Below are 19,619 nucleotides of genomic sequence, written 5' to 3' on the forward strand. Positions count from 1 at the left end.
GGTAAACACCACAAGGCGGGCAACAGGTCTTAAACCTGTTGCCCGCCTTCGTTTACGGTCGATACCCGACTGTATGAAACGCGATGTCGACGTACTTCTCTGCCAATTGGGACGGCGACATCGGACCACCGGTCTGGAACCAACGTGGTAAAGATTGAGCCATTCCGAGTATGGCCCGGACGGTTTCTTCGGTGTCGGTGACCGAGAAATCTCCTGATGCCACACCGTTATCGACAATCCTGCGCATCAGCAATTCGAGTCGCTTGCGACTGGCCGCGTATCGGCTTCGGCTTTCCGGCGAGACATGCCGGATCTCGGTGTCCAACGCAGCGTGATGCGCCCGATGAGTCATGTACAGAACGATCGCCTCGACCACCAGCGCAAAGCGCTCCACCGGTTTTTCTCCGGCTTCTGCTTCTGCCGCTTCGGTTCTGGTATTCAGTTCGCTCATCGATACGTCGAACAGCGCGACCAGAACGGCCTCTTTGTTCGCGTGGTGATAGTAGAGCGCGGGAACGGTTACCCCGACGCGGTTGGCAATCTGCCGCACAGTTGTGCCGTGGTAACCGTTCTCGTTGAACAGTTCCAGCGAAGCCGTCAGGATGTCACTCATCAACAGCGGCGGAAAAGACCTCCAGTCCACTGCTACCGAATCTACACTCATCGCTTCGCCAGTCATCTTGTCTCCGAAATTACCGCGGTGCCATACGGATTGCACCGTCGAGGCGGATCGTCTCACCGTTGAGCATCGGGTTGGAGACGATGTGCGCTGCGAGTGCACCGTACTCGCTGGGGTCACCCAAGCGGGAGGGGTGCGGCACCTGAGTACCGAGCGACGCCTGAGCCTCTTCCGGCAGGCTGGCGAGCAACGGCGTCTTGAACAGGCCAGGAGCAATCGTGTTGACGCGGATCAGCAGCGACGCGAGGTCGCGGGCGATGGGGAGCGTCATACCGACAACGCCGCCCTTGGATGCGGAGTAAGCAGCCTGGCCGATCTGTCCGTCGTATGCTGCGACCGAGGCGGTGTTGATGATGACACCCCGCTCGCCGTCAATGGGCTCGGTCTTCGAAATGCGCTCTGCAGCAAGGCGAAGCACGTTGAACGTGCCGATCAGGTTGACGTCCACGACCTTCTTGAACGCGTCGAGGGGGAATGCGCCCTTCTTGCTGACGGTCTTGATGGCGTTGCCGATTCCGGCGCAGTTGACCGTGACGCGGATCGGTCCGAGGGTCTCCGCGAGATCGAGAGCGGCCGACACAGCTGTCTCGTCCGTGACGTCGGCCGCAGCGAAGCGAACGCGGTCGCCGAGTTCCTTGGCGATGGCCTCACCGTTGGAGGACGGCAGGTCGATGATGACGACGCTGGCGCCGTCGGCGAGAAGGGCTTTGGCGGTGGCCAGGCCGAGCCCGGAGGCTCCACCGGTGACGACGGCTACGCTGTCGTTGACGATCATGTGATTCCCTTTCGAAAGATGTTGTGTGTCAGATACGTTCGATGATGGTGGCGTTTGCCATGCCGGCACCTTCACACATGGTCTGCAGGCCGTAGCGTCCGCCGGTGGCCTCGAGGTGGTTGACCATCGTCGTCAGCAAACGCGTGCCCGAGGATCCGAGTGCGTGGCCGAGCGAGATGGCTCCGCCCCACGGGTTGAGCTTGGCCGGGTCGGCACCGAATTCGTGTGCCCACGCGAGTGGCACGGGCGCAAATGCTTCGTTGACCTCGTAGGTGTCGATGTCGTCGATGCTCAGTCCTGCGCGAGCAAGGACCTTGTGGGTGGCCGGGATCGGTGCGGTGAGCATGAAGACCGGGTCGTCGCCCATCACGGAGAACGAGTGGAAACGCGCTCGGGGCGTCAGACCCAGCTTGGAGGCCATCTCTTCGCTCATGATCAGAGCAGCCGAAGCGCCGTCGGTGAGCGGTGAGGAGTTGCCGGGAGTGATCGACCACTGTGCTTCCGGGAAACGAGCTGCGTACTTCTCGGAGTAGAACGACGGCTTCAAACCGGCCAGGCCCTCGGCGGTGGTCGATGCGCGCACAGTCTCGTCGACGGTGTGCGAAACGGTCTCACCAGCGGCATTGGTCACCGAGATCGGCACGATCTCCTTGTCGAACAGTCCCTCCGCCGCCGCAGCCGCAGCGCGCTGATGGGACTGAGCCGAGAAAGCGTCGAGCGTGTCCCGGTCGAACTTCCACTTCGCCGCAATCAGTTCAGCCGAAATGCCTTGGTTGACCAAGCCCTCGGGGTAGCGAGCGGCGATACCGGGACCGGATGCGTCCTTACCCACCGAGGTGAACCCCATAGGTACACGGCTCATGGATTCGACACCGGCGGCAATCACGATGTCGTACGCCCCGGCGATAACGCCCTGAGCGGCGAAATGTGCTGCCTGCTGGCTGGATCCGCACTGGCGGTCGATCGTAGTGGCAGGCACGGATTCGGGGAACCCAGCCGAGAGCACGGCCGTTCGGGTGATGTTCAGTGCCTGCTCGCCGGCCTGACCGACACAGCCGCCGATGACGTCGTCTACCAGCGCCGGATCGATGCCGTTGCGCTCGACGATCGACCGAAGTACGTGGGCCAACAGTTCGACGGGATGTGTCCCGGACAGTGCCCCGCCTGGCTTGCCCTTGCCTGATGCGATCCGGACTACATCGACAATCACTGCCTTGGTCATCTTCTTCGTTCCCTTCGAGGACGTGCACTTGAGACGGTCCGGCACCCAAGACGCATGCATCAGGCACCGGACCGAGATCATGTTGCGCAAGCCAACCACTGACTTAGCGCTCGTTAAATAGCTATCATGCCAGAGATGCCGGCGTCAATGGCAACCACTGGGATCGATACGGGGCGGACAGGGGGCAAGGAGGCGCCCAGCGACGGAGTCGGCAGCGCTACGTTCGACCGTGTAGTGGCCCTAAACCAATGAGCCCGAGATGTCCTCACCAAAAGGAATTAACACCAAAGTATTAGGAACGCGATCCCGCATTCAAGCCACCTCTATGAATCGAGATTCCGCACTTCGCCAAGAGACAAAAGAAGCACTCTTCGCGGTGGTTCTGCACAACTTTACCGAAGGTTATGAATAACGCGTAGCTCATCAGCGCATTTACTACAGGGGAATGAGCGACTCGCCTAACGTGTCGCGAGAAAGAAGAACACTGAGAACACGAAGGCCAACACGATCATCGAGAGACGTCCTGGTTGAATCTTGCCCGATTTGCCGCGGGGTAACTATCCGATGATCTGGCCAGCAGTGGGAATGACTGCCTTTACAGTCCAACCGTTGTCGTTGGGTCCGGCGAGAAGGGTTCCGCCAAGAAGGGTGACGCGTTCACGCATCCCCGAGATTCCCAGACTCTGACCGTCTGTCGCGGGTGTTCCTCTGTCGGCAATATTGGTGACGTCGACGCTGATCGAATCGCGCTCACGTCGCACAGTCACTGTCGCGGAACTTTCCGGCGCGTGGCGAAGAATATTCGACAATGCCTCTTGTACAACGCGATAGGAGGACAGTTGCACGGCACTGTCGAGTTCGGTGAAGCTATCCTCCAGATCGAGTTCCAAGGACGGTATGGACGCTCGACATCCCTCCACGAGTTCCGGAATATCGGCGATCATCGGTTGGGGGTACTTGGGATCGGCCTCGCCCAACCGCAGAATCCCCACAGTTTGACGCAAACTGTTCAGCGCCCGGTCGCCATGGTCGATCACACCACCGAGCAGTGCCTTAGCTTGCGCCGGGTTGGAGGAAAACAATTTGTCGGCCGACCTCGCCTGGATCAGCAGACCCGTGAGGTGATGAGCGGCGACGTCGTGCAATTCACGCGCCATATTCTGCCGTTCCTCTGTGATCGCATCGCTTATTCGCGCGTCGCTGTTCAACTGCATTTGCTCGATGGCTGCGGCACTGGCGGATGATTGAGCTCGATATCTCTGCACAACTTTCCCGATAACGATCATGACCGCGTAGCTGGTCATGATATTCACCGCGGGTGCTAACAAGAATTCTGGCAAATCCCCAGCCGGGACCTGAGCAAGCGTCATGCTTTCACCAGCGTCGCCCGGTCGAAATCTGGTCGTCATCCACAGATCAGCGAGCATTCCGGCAATCGTCAGTAGTACCAAGCGACTTCCGGAAGTTCTCCCAGCCATGACGATGATCGCAAACCAATACAGCGGAGTGGCCGCTGCTACTCGGTCCTCGAACAGCAGGGCCAAAGCGACGGTGCCGACGAGAGTCAGAAGATACATCCACACCGGATGCCGCCGACGGAAACATGCGGCCACTGTCATGACAGTCAGAATGAGCACTGTCGTGATGAGAACAACCGGGTCGTCCGCGGCCGACTCTCCCGAATAACCACTACCCCGCGCCACCGACCAGGTTGCAACGAGCATCCACACGAGGCTGAGAATTCCGGCAGTGAGCGCCAAGACAGCTGGGTTCCGCGATAGAATTTCGCGAGCACTCAGCGAAATCTTCTTGACCCGCGCCGGTTTCCGGCGAATGTCTGCCACTGGCTATTCCCCTACTTCATTTCTCGATCAAGTTTTGCGCGCATTCGCCGTCTTCAAAGTACGCCATACCCTCATTTATTTACCCGATACTTCGGCAGCGAGTACTTTCAGATTCCAGAACGTCGCACGAATGCATCTGTGGCAGAGGGTGATATAGCGCCAATGACCCTGAGCAGGCCGGCATAGCGTGGATACAACTCGATCGGACGCGTTTCGATTGCCCGCAGGATCCACGACGCTGCCTGCTCCGCGGTCAATGCCGGTTGGCTGACGTATTCGGCGGTTGGCGCAATCATCGGCGTGCGAATCAGTGGAAATTGCACGGTACTGACGGCGACGCCCGTGCCATGACACTCTGCGCCGAGACTACGGCCGAAGGCACTGAGCGCAGACTTCGACGCGTGATACGCACTGAACCGTGGCATCACGCCGGCGCTCACACCCCACGTCCCGACGTTGACAATATGTCCGGCACCGGCCTCGAGCATTGACGGCAAGAGTCGAAGCGTCAGCCGCGCCGGACCGAAGTAGTTGAGCGCCATCGTGCGCTCGTAATCATGAAACCGTTCTACGGAATCGGCGGCACTGCGGCGGATCGAGCGGCCCGCGTTGTTGATCAAAACGTCGACGGTCCCGAACTGGTCGGCTATCGCGTCGGCAAGTTCGTCGACGCTTTCACCGTTCGAGAGATCCGCGGGTAGAACGTGAGCCCACCCTCCCTCTCGGTGGATGTCGTCACGCACGCGCTCGAGTTCGTCAATGCCTCGGGCAACCAGGATCATCTCGGCACCACGAGCCGCCAACATGTGCGCGGTTGCCTCCCCGATACCGGACGACGCCCCGGTCAGCACGATGGTTCTCTCCGAAAGGTCGACGCGGGGGCGCGGAAGCAGCGAACCAAGCCTCGTGGGCGGATTCAACACGAAATTGCCCACCAGCCTGCTGATCATCGTCATCGCCTGTCCTTTTCTATAGGTTGACGAGATTACCGAGCAGTAAGTTATTGCGCGCCCATACGCCAGAAGATCGCGGAAACGCCCACGAAGCAGCAGGCAAAGCGTGACCCACAAAGCTACTGACCAGTAGCTCATGCCGCTTGTCGATCGAGAACTGTCTGGGACTAGCTTTTCCTGATACCTGTGGTTACATTAAAGCCAGACCGAGTGCCTGCGATCACACGAACCGGCCCTCGATACCACCGAAACCGCACGTAAGACCAGCGGTGACCGCGACAAAGAGGGAGACGCACATGACGCTGACAACGCCGTTCGACAAGAACGCGGAAGCATCCGACGACTCGTACAACGAGACACTTCGCCTCCTGTCCGAAGGATCCGTGAACAAGCACTTCGATCCGTATCTCGATATCGACTGGGATGCCCCCGAATTTGCGGTCACGCCCGGCGATACGCGCTGGATCCTCCCGGCTGAGACGGATCCGCTCGGCGCCCACCCGTGGTACCAGGCTCAGCCGATCGACAAACAAATCGAAATCGGGATGTGGCGTCAGGCCAACGTCGCGAAGGTCGGCCTGCAGTTCGAGAACATCCTGATCCGCGGCATGATGCAGTACGTTTTTTCACTTCCCAACCAGTCGGCCGAGGCACGCTACTGCACTCACGAATCCGTCGAAGAGTGCAACCACACCATGATGTTCCAGGAAATGGTGAACCGCATCGGCGCCGACGCTCCGGGCATGAATCGCGTGATGCGCATGCTGGCGCCGTTCATCCCACTTGCTGCCGGCCCCTTCCCGGAACTCTTCTTCGTGGGTGTCCTCGCAGGCGAAGAACCTATCGACCACATCCAGAAGAGCATCCTGCGCTCCGGGGGCGATATCCACCCGATCATGGCGTCCGTCATGGCAATTCACGTTGCCGAAGAAGCGCGTCATATCTCGTTTGCGCACAAACTTCTGAGCCGACGCATCCCGCTGATGTCGCGGCCGAGCCGCTTTGTCCTGTCGCTCCTCTTCCCGATCACCATGCGAATCCTGTGCGATGCCATCGTGATTCCGCCCAACACATTCTGGAAGCAGTTCGACATCCCGAAGTCCGTCAAGAAGGACTTGTTCTGGGAGCTACCGGAATCGCGTCAGACGCTGCGCAACTACTTCGGCGACGTCCGCATGCTCGCAACAGAGACGGGTTTGATGAACCGCGCGTCGCGATTGGTGTGGAAGGCCTGCAAGATGGACGGCCGCGCATCACGTTTCCGCAGCGAACCCCACCGCAGCGCACACAACGCTGCCGCCTAATCCGAGATCGGACCCAACCGCCATGCCACACGTAGTCACGCAGTCCTGCTGCAGCGACGCCTCGTGCGTCTACGCCTGCCCGGTCAATTGCATTCATCCGACGCCGGACGAACCGGATTTCCTCACCGCCGAGATGTTGCACATCGATCCACAGGCCTGCGTCGACTGCGGCGCATGCGTCTCGGCCTGCCCGGTCGACGCCATTGTTCCCGAGTCGAAACTGGCTGAACCGCAGCGGGTTTTCCTCTCGATCAACGCAGATTTCTACAAGGAGCAGCGGCCCCGCCCGTTACTTGCCAAGGTGATCCCAGCCGCGACTATCGACCAGGGGCGTCCGCCGCTGCGAGTTGCGATCGTCGGCTCCGGTCCGTCCGCGATGTACGCGGCAGACGAGTTGCTCACGCAACCCGGTGTGCAGGTCAACGTCTTCGATCGGCTACCCGTTCCCTACGGCTTGGTTCGCGCCGGCGTGGCACCTGATCATCAGAAGACCAAGCAGGTCACGCGACTGTTCGACAAGATCGCCGCGCAGCGGGGTTTCGAGTTCTACCTCAACGTGGAGATCGGTAAACACCTCACTCACGACGAACTTCTCGAGAACCACCATGCCGTTCTCTACGCAGTCGGCGCTTCATCCGATCGCGGCCTTGGCATCCCGGGCGCAGACCTCCCCGGAACTGCGTCGGCCACCGATTTCGTGGCCTGGTACAACGGTCATCCCGATCATGTCGACGATGTCTTCGACCTTTCACATCGGCGGGCCGTCATCATCGGAAACGGCAACGTCGCACTTGACGTTGCCCGCATTCTGACGGCAGATCCCGAAAAGCTGGCCGGCACCGACATCTCTGCTCACGCGCTCGCAGCGTTACGGAAGAGTCGGATCGAAGAAGTAGTGATCGTCGGCCGACGCGGAATTGCGCAGTCTGCCTTCACCGTTCCCGAGTTCACCGGCCTGTTGGCGCTACCGGATATCGAACTGTCCGTCGGCCCGGACGACATGGTTCTCGACCCGATCACCGAGAAAGCCGACTCACTGCCGCACGCTGTCGAGCAGAAACTCCGACTCCTCGAAGCGCTGAAGAATCGCGATCATGTCGAAGTCGGAAGCAAACGCATCACTTTGCGCTACCTACTGACGCCAACCGAGATTTCCGGTGAGGACCGCGTCAGCGGGATCGAATTCGAGCGCAACACGCTTGTCGACGCCGACGGGACTGTCCGCATCGAACCCACCGGAGATACGGAAACCATCGATGCCGGCCTGGTACTCACGTCCATCGGATACCGCGGTGTACCCATCGCGGGTGTTCCATTCGACGAGCGCACCTCGGTTATCCCGAACGAGGGAGGCCGCGTTAACGAGGCACCCGGCGTGTACGCGACGGGCTGGATCAAGCGCGGACCAAGCGGCTTCATCGGCACCAACAAATCCTGCGCACAGGAAACCGTCCGGATGCTCGTCGACGACTTCAACCACGGACGTCTGCGTACCCCGGCGCCCGACACTGCTGCCCTCGATCGGCTGGTCCGGGCGCGACAGAATGGCGTCGTCGATCGAGCCGGTTGGCATGCCATCGACAAAGCCGAAGTCGATCGCGGCGTCGCGCACGGACGCGTTCGGGAGAAGATCCTCGACCAGGGTGAAGTGTCGTCCATCGTCGGAGCTGCAGGCCAGGTGAAACCACCACGTCGAAAGCTCTGGAAAGCGTCCCACTGACCGAAAATTTCGCCCCATCTGCGCTGCTTATCGTGTAATACTGCAACCTGTTCCAGTAAGCGGCACAGCGAGCCACGATCCTCGGATCCGGCACGCCCACCAGATGAGGTTTGCATGAGCGAGACTGCAACGTCGGCACCGAGCGGCAGCGTGACACCTGCGGTGGAGGGTTGGTTTACTACCGGCCCCGAACCTGCTCTGATCGGCACGAAGTGCCAATCCTGCGGCACCATTTCCTTCCCGCGCGAGACCACGTTCTGCAAGAACCCGAGCTGCTCGGGTGAAGAGTTCGGCGACGTCGAACTTTCCCGCCGGGGCACGGTCTGGTCGTACACCGACGCGCAGTACCAGCCGCCGCCGCCGTACATCCCCAGCTCCGACCCGTACGTGCCGTTTGCACTGGCCGCCGTCGAATTGCCCGAGGGCATCGTCATCCTCGGCCAGGTAGCCGACGGATTCGGCGTCGACGATCTCAAGGTGGGTAATACCGTCGAATTGGTGGTCGAGCCGCTGTACACCGACGAAACCGGAGTTCGTACGACGTGGCGCTGGAAGCCTGTCGCCGCAGCTGATCAGGAGTCGCAGTCATGAGCAAGGACGTCGCAGTACTCGGTGTAGGTATGCACCCCTGGGGCAAGTGGGGCCAGTCGTTCGTGAAGTACGGCGTTGCCGCCGCACGCGCCGCCCTCGCTGATTCCGGCGTGGACTGGAAGGATGTCGACTTCATCGTCGGCGGCGAAACCGTCCGCAACGGATACGGCGGATACGTCGCCGGAGCCACGTTCGCTCAGGCCCTCGGCTGGAACGGCGCTCGCGTCGCCACGTCGTACGCAGCGTGCGCGACGGGTGCGCAGGCACTCGACACAGCTCGCGCCCGAATCCTGGCCGGCCTCAGCGAAGTTGCCTTGGTCGTCGGCGCAGACACCACGCCGAAGGGCTTCCTCGCTCCCGTCGCCGGTGAGCGTTGGGACGACCCGGACTGGCTGCGCTTCCGCCTCATGGGCATGACCAACCCGGCGTACTTCGCACTCAATGCGCGTCGACGCATCGATCTGTACGGCGCCACCGCCGAGGACTTCGCCAACGTGAAGGTGAAGAACGCGAAGCACGGTCTGAGCAACCCCAACGCGCGTTACCGCAAGGAAGTCACCGTCGAGAACGTGCTGGCATCCCCCGTGGTGTCCAACCCGCTGCACCTCCTCGACATCTGCGCCACTTCGGACGGCGGCGCAGCCATCCTGCTGACGTCCATGGAATACGCCCGCAAGATGGGCATCGCGGAACCTGTTCGCATCAAGGCGATTTCGACGGTCACTCCGACGTTCCCGCAGACGATCATGGACATGCCGAACTTCTCGACCGACTCCAGCTCTGCGGTCTCGGCTCCGGAGCGCACGTTCAAGGAATCCATCGGCTACGCGGCGTACGAAGAAGCCGGCATCTCCCCGGAGGACGTCGACGTCGCGGAGGTCTACGACCTCGCCACGTCCGTCGAACTCGACTGGATCGAAGACCTTGCACTCTGCAAGCGCGGCGAAGCCGAACACCTCCTGCGTGCAGGCGACACCACCATCGGTGGCCGCATCCCGGTCAATCCGTCCGGTGGCCTCGCCTGCTTCGGTGAAGCTGTTCCCGCCCAGGCACTTGCGCAGGTGTGCGAGCTCACCTGGCAGCTGCGCGGACAAGCCGAAGGCCGTCAGGTCGAAGGCGCCCGCATCGGCATCACCGCCAACCAAGGCCTCTTCGGCCATGGCTCCTCGGTGATCGTTTCCGCTTAACCCGCCTTACTGTCGTGGCGGTCGCACACTTAACTGTGAGCGGCCGCCACGATCACGTCTGCGACCGCACCCGGCTGCGAGACCAGCGAAGCGTGAGACGTCGGGAGTTCGCTGGTGGTCGCGCCCATCCGGTTTGCCATGAACCGTTGTGCGGTAGCCGGAATCACCCGATCGTTACCAGCCACGAGGTACCACGTCGGTGTGTTCGCCCAGGACGGCGGACCGCCGAGTTCAAGGTTCGCCCAGAGCGCCGCAGACTTTTGATGCGCCAACATCGTTGCCGCCGTCTCGTCCGAAACATCTTGCGCAAAAACCGAATGGAAGTACTCGTCGGTCACATATCCGTCGACGTTCTTACCGCCAATCGCGTGAGCGTCGTCGACGATCTTCAACCCCAGTGCGGGAGGTAGCAATTGGCTGCCCGGGAACCGAATGGGATCGATCGTGATCTGGACCGGCTCACCCTCCACCGGAGCAAAAGCCGCGATATACACCATCGACTGCACCTTGGGATCGTGCACATTGGTGATCACGGCGCCCCCGTACGAATGTCCGACCAAAACTACCGGACCGTCGATATCCGCGACGGTCTTCTCGATCACTGCCGAGTCGTACGACGGCCCCCGCAGCGGATTATCCGGAGTCACAACCTCATAGCCGCGCGAACGCAAATCGGCGGCCACACCATCCCAGCTTGTTGCGTCGGCAAAAGCCCCGTGGACCAGGACCACGGTTGGCTGGGGCGCGGCACTCGCGCCGCCGGAACCGAGGATGATTCCAGCAGTCGACACCACCACTACCGACAGAATTGCGGTGAATACACGGGAAATCTTCATGTGTTTCCTTCGAGTCGGATGGGCGATCAGCTCGGGCGAGACATCACGCCCAGCGGAATACCCCCATCCCACCGATGAAAACCGACGGGTCAGAACTCCGTATTGATTCCGTCAGCGCCGAGAAGTCAGCAGCGCAGCAACATCGGCCTGTCCCAGATTCTGCGCGTTCTCCAACGCTGTCCGTCCGCGTGCGTCCCTGATCTCCTGATCCGCCCCGGCGTCGAGCAGCTGTGTGATCACGTCGAGGTAGCGCGGCGAACCGTCACCGTAGACAACAGCCTCGAGCAAAGCCGTCCACCCCGGGTCGTTGATGTGATTGACAGGCACTCCGGCCGCGATCAGCATCCGAACCGTGTCGACGTGCGCGTGCTCGCTGGCGGGAATCAAAGCGGTGCCACCGAATCGGTTGACACTGCGGACATCCGCTCCGTGACTGAGCGTCAACGCGAGAATCTGGTTCAAACCTTCCGCTCCGGCGTACAGGAAGGCCGAATCCTGAATGGAATCCTTGGCGTTCACGTCGGCACCGGCGAGGATCAGGGCGGTTGCCGCCTCCACGTCGTTGGCTTTGGTGGCCGCGATCAACGCCCGCTCGGATTCAGGAGTCGACCGAGCCGGGGCAACCGATGGCTCTGATGACGTGGATGCTTCGGCAGAAGCGACGGGCGCCGAAGGCGAAGTTGCAGGTGACGCCGCCGAACCACAACCAGCCACGGCAAGAACAACGCCTGCGGCAAGAACGATTCCCGACTTCCGATTCACCGTTCACAGTGTTCCACAATCCGAAATGGCCGATATACCTCGCACCGGGACCTTGGTCACCATCTTCTTGCCCGCTGATTAGCAAACGTCCGGTTTGGGTAATTGCCGTAACGGGACTACACCGCGTCGCACTCACCAACTTCAGGAGTTTGATGAGCAGCTCGGTTCGTGCATCCGTTTCGACGGCTAGATTGTCGGGTCCAGGTATAGCCGCGCGCGAAAACGAGAACCGCTTCCGTCCTCCGTCGGCGATCTCCAATGTCATCTCGCGCCCCCGTCTGCATCGCAAGCTCTCAGCCGCACATCACGCTCGCGCGGTGAACTTACTGTGCGCCCCTGCTGGGGCAGGCAAGACACTGCTGCTGGCCGACTGGGCCCGTAAACAGGCTCCCGCAGCGGTTTCCTGGCTGACGTTGGCGGAGCGTGAGAACAACGCGCAAGTGTTGTGCACCTCCCTCGCCGAAGCACTGGCCACGCATGTCGAACCCGTCGCGTGCGGTGCACCGACGCAGTTCTGGCACTCCCGCTTCATGAAGGCGATCGAGGCCAGCGGAAAACCGATCACGCTGATTCTCGATGACGTTCATGCCCTTCACGATCCGATGTCGATCAGCACCCTCGACCAGGTTCTCGCGGACGCGCCGCCGAACCTCACGATCGTTCTCGCGGCCAGGTACGAACCTCCTTTGACCTGGCATCGCCTAGCCCTCGACGGTCGTCTGACTCGATTCGAAGCACATGATCTTGCATTCGACAGCGACGAAATCAGCGTGCTGTTAGGCGAATACGACATCGAACTGGACCAACGACAGCTTGCGCTCATCGAATCGTTCACCAAGGGATGGGGCGCCGTGGTTCGGTTGGCTGCTACCTATCTCGCAGGACGAGGTGACACCGCGGATGCCGTCGATGAATTCACACACACACCCAGGCCTGTTGCCGATTTCCTGGTAGACGAGGTCTTGGCCGCACTCCCCACCCATCTCACGAACTTCATGCTCAAGACCTCTGTGGCCGAAGCATTTTCCGTCGACTTGGCAGAGGCGATCACCGACGAAGACGCAGTGACAGAAATCGACACACTGATTCAGTTCAATTTGCCACTCACACGCACCGATTCAACCGATCACACAACTTGGTTCAGTTACCATCCACTGCTGCGCGAACACCTTCGTGCAGAGTTTCGCCGGGTCGATCAGAACGAACGTATCCGAGCGCATCATGAGGCCGCAACGTGGTTCGAGGCGCATCAACACGAACTCGAAGCACTCGAACTCGAAGCCTCCATCGGTGATCCGGAACGTATTATCGCCTTCCTCGATCGCTGCGGCCTCGGGCTCGTTCTGGACGGATACGGCAGCGATCTGACCCGAATACTCGAGTCGGTACCTACTCTCGTATCCGAGTCACCGCGCACTCGAATGCTCCTCGCCGCCTCAGCCCTCCACAGCGGTGACGTGACTACGGCCAGGACGTACCTGAATTTCCTCGAAACTGCGTCATCCGGGCTGGATCGCGACCCGCTGTTCTGCGCGTTGAAGCTGCAGGCTCTGTACGCCGGCGCGGGATTCGACACCGCATTCGCCGGGCACGCCGAACGGCAACGCAGCACTCACTCCGACATCGAAGCGTTTGCACACCTGCAAACTGCGACCGGATACTTCCTCGACCGCGACTTCGAGCGCGCAAGCACCGAATACACCGAGGCCGCCGCACTCGGAATGCTTCGTGGCCGAAGCAGTTTAGTGCTGAGAGCCCTCACCGGTATCGGATTCTCGGCCGCCATGAACGGCGACATCGAAGCGATGATCGCCCACATCACACACGCCCTGACCTACGCTGGCGAGCATAATCTCATGGGCACCGCGGAGTACGAGTTGGCAACATCGGTAGCAGCCCTCGGCACATATCTCTGCAGTTCACCGGATCTCCCGTATCGGATCCCCACCATCGAAAACTGCCGCCAGGCTGATGTTCTCGGCGTCAGCATGCCCGCATTCGGCTGGCACAGTGTCATCACTTTCGGATTGTGTCGACTCGACACCTCTGACGATCGACGCTCGACTGCCGCGGACATCCGTGATGCCATGATCAAAGCCATCGAACTGGGGACCTTCCCGATCGCGACATCCGCACTGCTACCCACCGTGGTCAGTGTCTGCCTCTCGGTGGGCGAATTGGACTGGGCGAGCCGACTGATACACGACGCGACACAGCAATTCGGCGCTACCACCGAGGCACACTTGGCGTTGTCGTCTCTGCGACTGGCCGGCGGCAAGCTCACCGAGGCACAGGCCGAACTGACCGCCGCTGTGGAATCACCCGAACACCCACTACTCGCTCACGGCATCTACACATCGGTGTTGCAATCCGTCATTCATTCCGCCAATCACCAACCACGCAAGGCATTTCGATCACTGCACGACGCATTACGCGCCGCCGAGCACGGAAACCTTCTGCGCCCCTTCCTCGATTACGGTCGCGCCCTGCGAGGAATCCTTGATGATTTCACCGGACATTTCGGAGACCAAGAACTGTTTGCCGAACACGTACGGTCACACCTGCAACCACATGAACTTGCCATCGCTCCGATTCTGACTCCGGGCGAGTACACGGTACTGCGCGAACTCGCTTCGGGCGACACCACGGAATCGATCGCGGAAACCCTGTTCCTCTCGGTCAACACCATCAAGACCCACCTGCGCGGGATCTACCGCAAACTCGACGTCAGTAATCGTCGCGACGCTCTGAAAGCCGCGCGGCGTGGCGGACTCATCTGAGCAGACGCGCCGCCCGAAGCGCATGCAGTTGCCCCCGCAGATCTACAACGACACCCGCGACCGCATGAAGGTGTGGGTGACCGTCACACCACGTCGACGGCTCGCGTCGCGCGTTACGTTCGACATCGTCGAAGTCGGGTTGGTGGACAGCGCGATGACCCTTGCGGCGCAGGCATTCACGTCCCTGCTGCCGGTGATGATCGCCGCATCAACCCTTCAACGTCTGCAACCACTCTCGGACGCAGCGCGCGACAATCTCGGCGCCGAATTCCCACCGAGCGATGTCACCACCGGATCCGCGACAGCTTTCGGCATCGTGGGTCTGCTGATGCTGCTGATCAGTTCGACGTCGTATGCCCGAGCACTGGGTCGGATGTACGGGCGGATCTGGCATGTACCGATTGCCACGCTCCGACAAGCCTGGCGGTGGCTCGCCGTAGTTTTTGTCATCGCAGGTTCGGTTGCCATCGCCGCGGTGTGTCACAAGTTGGATTCGATTCCCGCAGTAGGTCAATTGCTCGGATTCACGGCCGTCTACGGCGTATGGGCACTGGTCTGGACATTGGTTCCGATGCTGCTGACAGCCAACCGGATGACCACCCGGATGTGCATCGGCTCCGGACTGTTGACGGCCACCGGCCTGAGTGCCCTTCACGTTGCCAGCACCCTCTTCCTTCCGCGGATCACGCGCACATCGCAAGACCAATTCGGTCTTCTCGGAGTGATGTTCACCCTCATCAGTTGGTTGTTCGTCTTCTCCGCGATTGTTGTCGTCGCCGGAACGATCGTGGGATCAGTTGCCAAAGACGACGGGCCGCTGGGGCGTTGGCTGCGAGGATCGTGAGCTCGGGTCGATCATGAACTCCGGCGATCATTGGGATCAGCCATGGCTTCCGCGACGCTCGGGTAGACATCGAGTTTCACACCACCACCAGGCGTACCGGCAAGAACGTCCCTGAACTGCCCAACGTCGCGGGCCACCCGGAACACGATGTTCTTCCGTGCCAGCGAATCCCGCAACTGTTCGAGCATTTGCGCACCGCTCACATCGATGAACGGCGAGGTCTCGGCGTCGAGGATGATCATGGACGTACCGTCGGTGACAAGATCGTCGATCCGGTCTCGAACATGATCGGCGTTGGCAAAGAACAGGCCGGCTTCCACTCGCACGACGATCACGCCGTCGGAAGGCTGCAATTCCGGGTGAGACGCAATGTCCACCCATCGCGAGCCGCTCTTGGCCAGTTCCGCCACATGCGGTTTGGAGACGCGGTACAGAAGCAGCAGCATCGACACGGCGATTCCGATGATCAAACCCGGCAATGTGTCGAAGATCAGCACACCGAACATAGCCGCTACGGCTGCCGCGAAATCGGCACGAGCCGCCACGCCGTAGATGCTGCCCAACCGCTTGGTCCACACCCGGTACAGCGCTGCGAGAGAGGAGAAGTCGACCAACTCGACCACGGCGGCGATCACCACGGCAGCGAGTGTCGCTTCGGGCAGTTTCTCGAACAACCCGGTGAGAAAGAGAAGTGTCAGCACCGTGAGCACTGCAACCGTGAGCCCACTGACCTGCGTCTTGGCTCCGGCCCCACCATTGACTGCCGTCTTGGAGAGACTGCCGTTGACCACCATGCCCGAGCACAGGCCGGCTCCCAAGTTCGCGGCACCGAGTCCAGTCAGTTCCCGGTTCGCGTCGACGGTGTAACCGGCCTTGGCTGCGTATGTCTTTGCTGCGCCGAGACCTTCGGCGAAACCGATGAGCAGCACGCCGATGGCCGGTCCGATCAAGTCCAGGTAATCCTCGGCTCGCACTCCCTCCGGTAGCCCGACGCTCGGCAGCCCCGCGTCGATGTGGCCGACAATGTCGATGCCCCGATCGTCGAGGCCGAACAGTGCAACCGCCGTGATGCCCAGCAGAACGACCAGGAGTGACCCTGGAACCAGCGGTAACCACCTCTTGACCGCCAACACCAAAGTCAGGCTGAGTAATCCGACAAAGACCGTGAGCCCGTCGACGCTCCCCAACTCACGCACAACCGTCGCGGCTTGTACGAAGAAATTACCTTCGCCCTTCTCGACGCCCAGTAGCTTCGGAACTTGCCCGATGATGATGGTCAGCGCCAATCCGACGATGAACCCCTTGAGCACCGGTTCGGAGATGAACGAGGCGATGAATCCCAGCCGCACAAATCCGGCGAGCAACCCGACCAGACCGGTGACGACGGCAAGTCCGACAGACAGGGCAACAAAACGTGAGTCGTCGCCACCGGCAAATGGAGCGATCAATGCAGCAGACAATGCCGCGGTTGCCGACATCGGACCGACAACAAGGTGGCGTGAACTACCAGCGGCCGCATAGAGAACCAGCGCGGGCACTGCTGCGTAAAGCCCCACAACGGGTGGGACGCCGGCAATGGTGGCGTATGCCAGGGCTTCCGGCACCAGCACCGCCCAGACCGTGAGCCCGGCGATGATGTCGGGCCGCAGCCACGCACGTTGATAGCCGGCCAGCGAACCGAAGACAAGCGGGGTGTGCGTGTGTCGAGTGCTCATAGTCCTTGGATCCCTTTGCTTATCTGCATTGCCGAGATCAAGATCAGCAGTCCGACGTTCAGCAGATGGGTATTGGTGGCGATCCACGTCCGAATACGCTGCAACGGCTCTGTTGCCTTCTCCTTCTTGATCAGGAGCAGCGCGACCGGAACTGCGACCGAACTAGCCGATACCAGCGCGAACACAACAGCGGATGCCCACTCCGCGGACGGTGCTGCGCTGCTCAATCGAAAATTCATGGCCGCTGCTATGGCACAGGACATGTCGATGGGATTGAGGACGAAGAGAGCAAAGCCGAGAACACCGGAGCGCCACGGTGAGAAATGTTCCACCGATTGCAGCATCTTCGGCAACTGAGGGGCCGCCGCGGCAATGTCACCCGGTCCGGTTGCCGCCGCCATTGCCTGCATCCGCCGATGACTACGGGTGTACACGAACCAGGCCCCGCCCAGAAGTACCGTTCCGAGGATCAAGTGCAGGATAGGTACCCACAGCGGCGGGTGTGTCCGCTGATGAACTTCCAGCGCTGTCAAAATTGCAAACGAGACGGCCAGCGACACAATGATTCCGAGAAACCATCCGACGAGATACGCGATGCTGTTGATCCGCGCCCGCTCGGAGAACAACACTGCGACTACAGCCACTATCGCAAGTGGGCTCATGATGATGCCGAGCGCCAGCGGAATCTGCTGCAACAACAACGACCCCATGACTACCTCCGCTCGGTTAGAATCCGCCGATTCCCTTGCCGATCAGCACAACTCCGATGACCAGGATCAGCACGCTCATCACCGTCGCGTTGTTCGCCTGCAGCCAGACCTTCAACTCTGCCAACGGGGTGCGCAAACGATCCGCCGCGATCAGATACCCGATCACGGGTAGACAGACAGTCGATGCAGCGATGACGGTGAAAACCGCGACGGCGATGACTACCTGCCCGGTCGGCAACGATGCAGCACCGATCGAGACACCTGCGGCGATACACATCATCAGATTTTTGGGGTTGACGGCGGCCAGTGCGAATCCGAGGCCGAATCCCTTGGCTGCCGTCATGTCGTCAATGGCCTGCATCCATTTGGGAGTCTCATGTTCACCGCCGCGTCCGCGCCACTGCTTTGCGCCGAAAGCAAGCAGGAGAACACCCAAGGCGATCTTGATCCACGAAACACCAGCCGAAGAATCGGAGGATTTCTCCAATTGATTCGACAGCAGAACGAATATTACTGTTGCAACAACGATTCCGAGTAACCAACCCAAGGCAAAACCGATGCTGGTACTTCCTGCTCGCTTGGACAGGAGCATCAGGATGGCCGCGATGATCGGAATCGGCGAGATTGCCACTCCCAACGCGAGTGGCAACAGATCTCCGATGACAGAACCCATTTCGGCCTCTTCTCTCTCCCGCTAGAGACTAGGGAAAACAGTCGGATTCGACCTCACACAAAAAGGATGAACACCAGCGAGAACCCTGGAAGAGGATGCTGTCCCGATGAGACGTCGTGGCCGCATGTCCGGCATTCACCCGAAGGGGATGACGTATTCACCGCGCGGCAACGTAAAAATAAATGGGTACAGACTAAATCGATGCGCAACACGTGTGATGGGAGAGAGAAACGATGACTGCTCCCACTCGCTACCAATTTCTCATCGACGGCGAAGTGTCGGATCGCGTGAAGGCCGCATTCCCCGAATTGAGTGTGGCACCAACCGCCGGTGGCTACACCAGCCTGTACGGTCCCGTTGCCGATCACAGCGCCATGCGGAGCATCATGGCACGGCTCGATTCGCTGGGACTGACCGTCGCCGAATTACGCAGACTCCCAGACTGATCGACATTCACATGACTGTGGCCCCGACTGGGGGAATCAGCCGGGGCCACAGTTTCTGACGCGATGATCTACGCGGTATCCCACGTTGCGACTGCCCAAATGACCACGATGTCAAGCGCAATCACCAGGATCGACCACATCGGGTAGTACGGGAGCCACAAGAAGTTCGCGATGATGGAGAGTGACGCAATCACGATTGCCGACGCTCTTGCCCACACCGCACCCGTGAAGAGGCCAAGGGAGACCACAATTCCGATGATGCCCAGAACTATGTGGATCCAACCCCACGTCGAGATATCGAACTTGTAGGTGTAGTTGATTCCGACGACAAACAGATTGTTGTCGGCGACAGCAGCGATCCCCTGCAGCAGGGCAACGATGCCGGCTGTCAGCAGCAGAATCGCCGCCGCGAACGTCGTACCGACCGCGAACCCCTGCTTGACAGGGTGTTCGGCGGGTTCTCGTGGTGGAGCAGTCATCAGCGTTCCTTTCGACGAGAAAGCACTTCCCTCTCTAAGTCTCGAGTACCCATTTAGGGAAGACATCACCCATCGCGGATGAATCCCGTCCGCGGCGAT

18 protein-coding genes are annotated in these 19,619 nt (G+C 60.5%); 7 read left to right on the top strand and 11 right to left on the bottom strand.

The features are described 5' to 3' along the window. Nucleotides 1–52: 52 nt before the first annotated feature. From EEB13_RS29135 to EEB13_RS29155, 5 genes are all read right to left on the bottom strand, one after another. On the bottom strand, nt 53–679 hold the full coding sequence (locus tag EEB13_RS29135; protein ID WP_033233698.1) for a TetR/AcrR family transcriptional regulator: 627 nt from the start codon (nt 677–679) through the stop codon (nt 53–55). 13 nt (nt 680–692) lie between these two features. Beyond that, a complete protein-coding gene (locus EEB13_RS29140) occupies nt 693–1,454 on the bottom strand; it encodes a 3-hydroxyacyl-CoA dehydrogenase (RefSeq protein ID WP_033233699.1) in 762 nt (253 codons plus the stop codon). A 28-nt stretch (nt 1,455–1,482) separates the two neighbouring features. Further along, entirely contained in the window at nt 1,483–2,676 is a 1,194-nt protein-coding gene (locus EEB13_RS29145; protein WP_033233881.1) for a thiolase family protein, read from the bottom strand. 557 nt (nt 2,677–3,233) lie between these two features. Then, nucleotides 3,234–4,520: a sensor histidine kinase gene (locus EEB13_RS29150; protein ID WP_051730424.1), complete on the bottom strand. Its 1,287-nt coding sequence runs from the start codon at nt 4,518–4,520 to the stop codon at nt 3,234–3,236. A gap of 107 nt (nt 4,521–4,627) precedes the next feature. Continuing rightward, entirely contained in the window at nt 4,628–5,476 is an 849-nt protein-coding gene (locus tag EEB13_RS29155; protein WP_371851330.1) for an SDR family oxidoreductase, read from the bottom strand. A 293-nt stretch (nt 5,477–5,769) separates the two neighbouring features. Between EEB13_RS29155 and EEB13_RS29160 the strand changes: the two genes are divergently transcribed. From EEB13_RS29160 to EEB13_RS29175, 4 genes are all read left to right on the top strand, one after another. Continuing rightward, complete coding sequence (locus tag EEB13_RS29160) at nt 5,770–6,777, top strand: AurF N-oxygenase family protein (protein WP_033233700.1); 1,008 nt, start codon at nt 5,770–5,772, stop codon at nt 6,775–6,777. 22 nt (nt 6,778–6,799) lie between these two features. Next, complete coding sequence (locus EEB13_RS29165) at nt 6,800–8,497, top strand: FAD-dependent oxidoreductase (RefSeq protein WP_033233701.1); 1,698 nt, start codon at nt 6,800–6,802, stop codon at nt 8,495–8,497. Nucleotides 8,498–8,611: 114 nt separating this feature from the next. After that, nucleotides 8,612–9,088: a Zn-ribbon domain-containing OB-fold protein gene (locus tag EEB13_RS29170; RefSeq protein ID WP_033233702.1), complete on the top strand. Its 477-nt coding sequence runs from the start codon at nt 8,612–8,614 to the stop codon at nt 9,086–9,088. Next, nucleotides 9,085–10,275: a lipid-transfer protein gene (locus EEB13_RS29175; protein ID WP_033233703.1), complete on the top strand. Its 1,191-nt coding sequence runs from the start codon at nt 9,085–9,087 to the stop codon at nt 10,273–10,275. Before EEB13_RS29170 ends, EEB13_RS29175 begins: the two co-directional genes overlap by 4 nt. Nucleotides 10,276–10,304: 29 nt before the next feature. On the opposite strand, the gene EEB13_RS29180 is transcribed toward EEB13_RS29175, so the two are convergent. Together EEB13_RS29180 and EEB13_RS29185 are read right to left on the bottom strand one after the other, a co-directional pair. Further along, nucleotides 10,305–11,111: an alpha/beta fold hydrolase gene (locus tag EEB13_RS29180; RefSeq protein ID WP_045065592.1), complete on the bottom strand. Its 807-nt coding sequence runs from the start codon at nt 11,109–11,111 to the stop codon at nt 10,305–10,307. 111 nt (nt 11,112–11,222) lie between these two features. Next, on the bottom strand, nt 11,223–11,873 hold the full coding sequence (locus EEB13_RS29185) for an ankyrin repeat domain-containing protein (protein WP_033233705.1): 651 nt from the start codon (nt 11,871–11,873) through the stop codon (nt 11,223–11,225). Nucleotides 11,874–12,025: 152 nt separating this feature from the next. Between EEB13_RS29185 and EEB13_RS29190 the strand changes: the two genes are divergently transcribed. Continuing rightward, the gene (locus EEB13_RS29190) at nt 12,026–14,653 is read left to right on the top strand and encodes a LuxR C-terminal-related transcriptional regulator (protein WP_095887390.1); all 2,628 of its coding nucleotides are present in this window, start codon (nt 12,026–12,028) and stop codon (nt 14,651–14,653) included. After that, nucleotides 14,637–15,497, top strand: coding sequence for a hypothetical protein (locus EEB13_RS29195; RefSeq protein ID WP_230590098.1), 861 nt, complete (start codon nt 14,637–14,639; stop codon nt 15,495–15,497). The genes EEB13_RS29190 and EEB13_RS29195 overlap by 17 nt, the downstream gene beginning before the upstream one ends. An 11-nt stretch (nt 15,498–15,508) precedes the next feature. Here the strand turns inward: EEB13_RS29195 and EEB13_RS29200 are convergent, their stop codons facing one another. The 3 genes from EEB13_RS29200 to EEB13_RS29210 are packed head-to-tail and all read right to left on the bottom strand — an operon-like array spanning nt 15,509 to nt 18,595. Beyond that, nucleotides 15,509–17,212, bottom strand: coding sequence for a SulP family inorganic anion transporter (locus tag EEB13_RS29200; RefSeq protein WP_095887391.1), 1,704 nt, complete (start codon nt 17,210–17,212; stop codon nt 15,509–15,511). Next, nucleotides 17,209–17,922: a GAP family protein gene (locus tag EEB13_RS29205; protein WP_033233707.1), complete on the bottom strand. Its 714-nt coding sequence runs from the start codon at nt 17,920–17,922 to the stop codon at nt 17,209–17,211. The genes EEB13_RS29200 and EEB13_RS29205 overlap by 4 nt, the downstream gene beginning before the upstream one ends. A 16-nt stretch (nt 17,923–17,938) precedes the next feature. After that, on the bottom strand, nt 17,939–18,595 hold the full coding sequence (locus EEB13_RS29210; protein WP_033233708.1) for a GAP family protein: 657 nt from the start codon (nt 18,593–18,595) through the stop codon (nt 17,939–17,941). Nucleotides 18,596–18,828: 233 nt separating this feature from the next. Between EEB13_RS29210 and EEB13_RS29215 the strand changes: the two genes are divergently transcribed. Next, nucleotides 18,829–19,041 carry a hypothetical protein gene (locus EEB13_RS29215; protein ID WP_045065598.1) on the top strand — a complete coding sequence of 71 codons (213 nt, stop codon included), beginning with the start codon at nt 18,829–18,831 and terminating at the stop codon, nt 19,039–19,041. A 68-nt stretch (nt 19,042–19,109) separates the two neighbouring features. On the opposite strand, the gene EEB13_RS29220 is transcribed toward EEB13_RS29215, so the two are convergent. Continuing rightward, the gene (locus EEB13_RS29220) at nt 19,110–19,520 is read right to left on the bottom strand and encodes a hypothetical protein (protein WP_033233710.1); all 411 of its coding nucleotides are present in this window, start codon (nt 19,518–19,520) and stop codon (nt 19,110–19,112) included. Nucleotides 19,521–19,619 lie beyond the last annotated feature (99 nt).

The organism is Rhodococcus sp. WS3, from assembly GCF_003797085.1.
Classification (GTDB): domain Bacteria; phylum Actinomycetota; class Actinomycetes; order Mycobacteriales; family Mycobacteriaceae; genus Rhodococcus_F; species Rhodococcus_F globerula.

Coding starts and splice junctions, on each gene's coding strand:
- EEB13_RS29210 (WP_033233708.1), bottom strand. CDS start 18,595: ATGGGTTCTGTCATCGGAGATCTGTTGCCACTCGCGTTGGGAGTGGCA.
- EEB13_RS29140 (WP_033233699.1), bottom strand. CDS start 1,454: ATGATCGTCAACGACAGCGTAGCCGTCGTCACCGGTGGAGCCTCCGGG.
- EEB13_RS29155 (WP_371851330.1), bottom strand. CDS start 5,476: ATGACGATGATCAGCAGGCTGGTGGGCAATTTCGTGTTGAATCCGCCC.
- EEB13_RS29190 (WP_095887390.1), top strand. CDS start 12,026: ATGAGCAGCTCGGTTCGTGCATCCGTTTCGACGGCTAGATTGTCGGGT.
- EEB13_RS29165 (WP_033233701.1), top strand. CDS start 6,800: ATGCCACACGTAGTCACGCAGTCCTGCTGCAGCGACGCCTCGTGCGTC.
- EEB13_RS29160 (WP_033233700.1), top strand. CDS start 5,770: ATGACGCTGACAACGCCGTTCGACAAGAACGCGGAAGCATCCGACGAC.
- EEB13_RS29205 (WP_033233707.1), bottom strand. CDS start 17,922: ATGGGGTCGTTGTTGTTGCAGCAGATTCCGCTGGCGCTCGGCATCATC.
- EEB13_RS29145 (WP_033233881.1), bottom strand. CDS start 2,676: ATGACCAAGGCAGTGATTGTCGATGTAGTCCGGATCGCATCAGGCAAG.
- EEB13_RS29135 (WP_033233698.1), bottom strand. CDS start 679: ATGACTGGCGAAGCGATGAGTGTAGATTCGGTAGCAGTGGACTGGAGG.
- EEB13_RS29215 (WP_045065598.1), top strand. CDS start 18,829: ATGACTGCTCCCACTCGCTACCAATTTCTCATCGACGGCGAAGTGTCG.
- EEB13_RS29200 (WP_095887391.1), bottom strand. CDS start 17,212: ATGAGCACTCGACACACGCACACCCCGCTTGTCTTCGGTTCGCTGGCC.
- EEB13_RS29175 (WP_033233703.1), top strand. CDS start 9,085: ATGAGCAAGGACGTCGCAGTACTCGGTGTAGGTATGCACCCCTGGGGC.
- EEB13_RS29220 (WP_033233710.1), bottom strand. CDS start 19,520: ATGACTGCTCCACCACGAGAACCCGCCGAACACCCTGTCAAGCAGGGG.
- EEB13_RS29180 (WP_045065592.1), bottom strand. CDS start 11,111: ATGAAGATTTCCCGTGTATTCACCGCAATTCTGTCGGTAGTGGTGGTG.
- EEB13_RS29170 (WP_033233702.1), top strand. CDS start 8,612: ATGAGCGAGACTGCAACGTCGGCACCGAGCGGCAGCGTGACACCTGCG.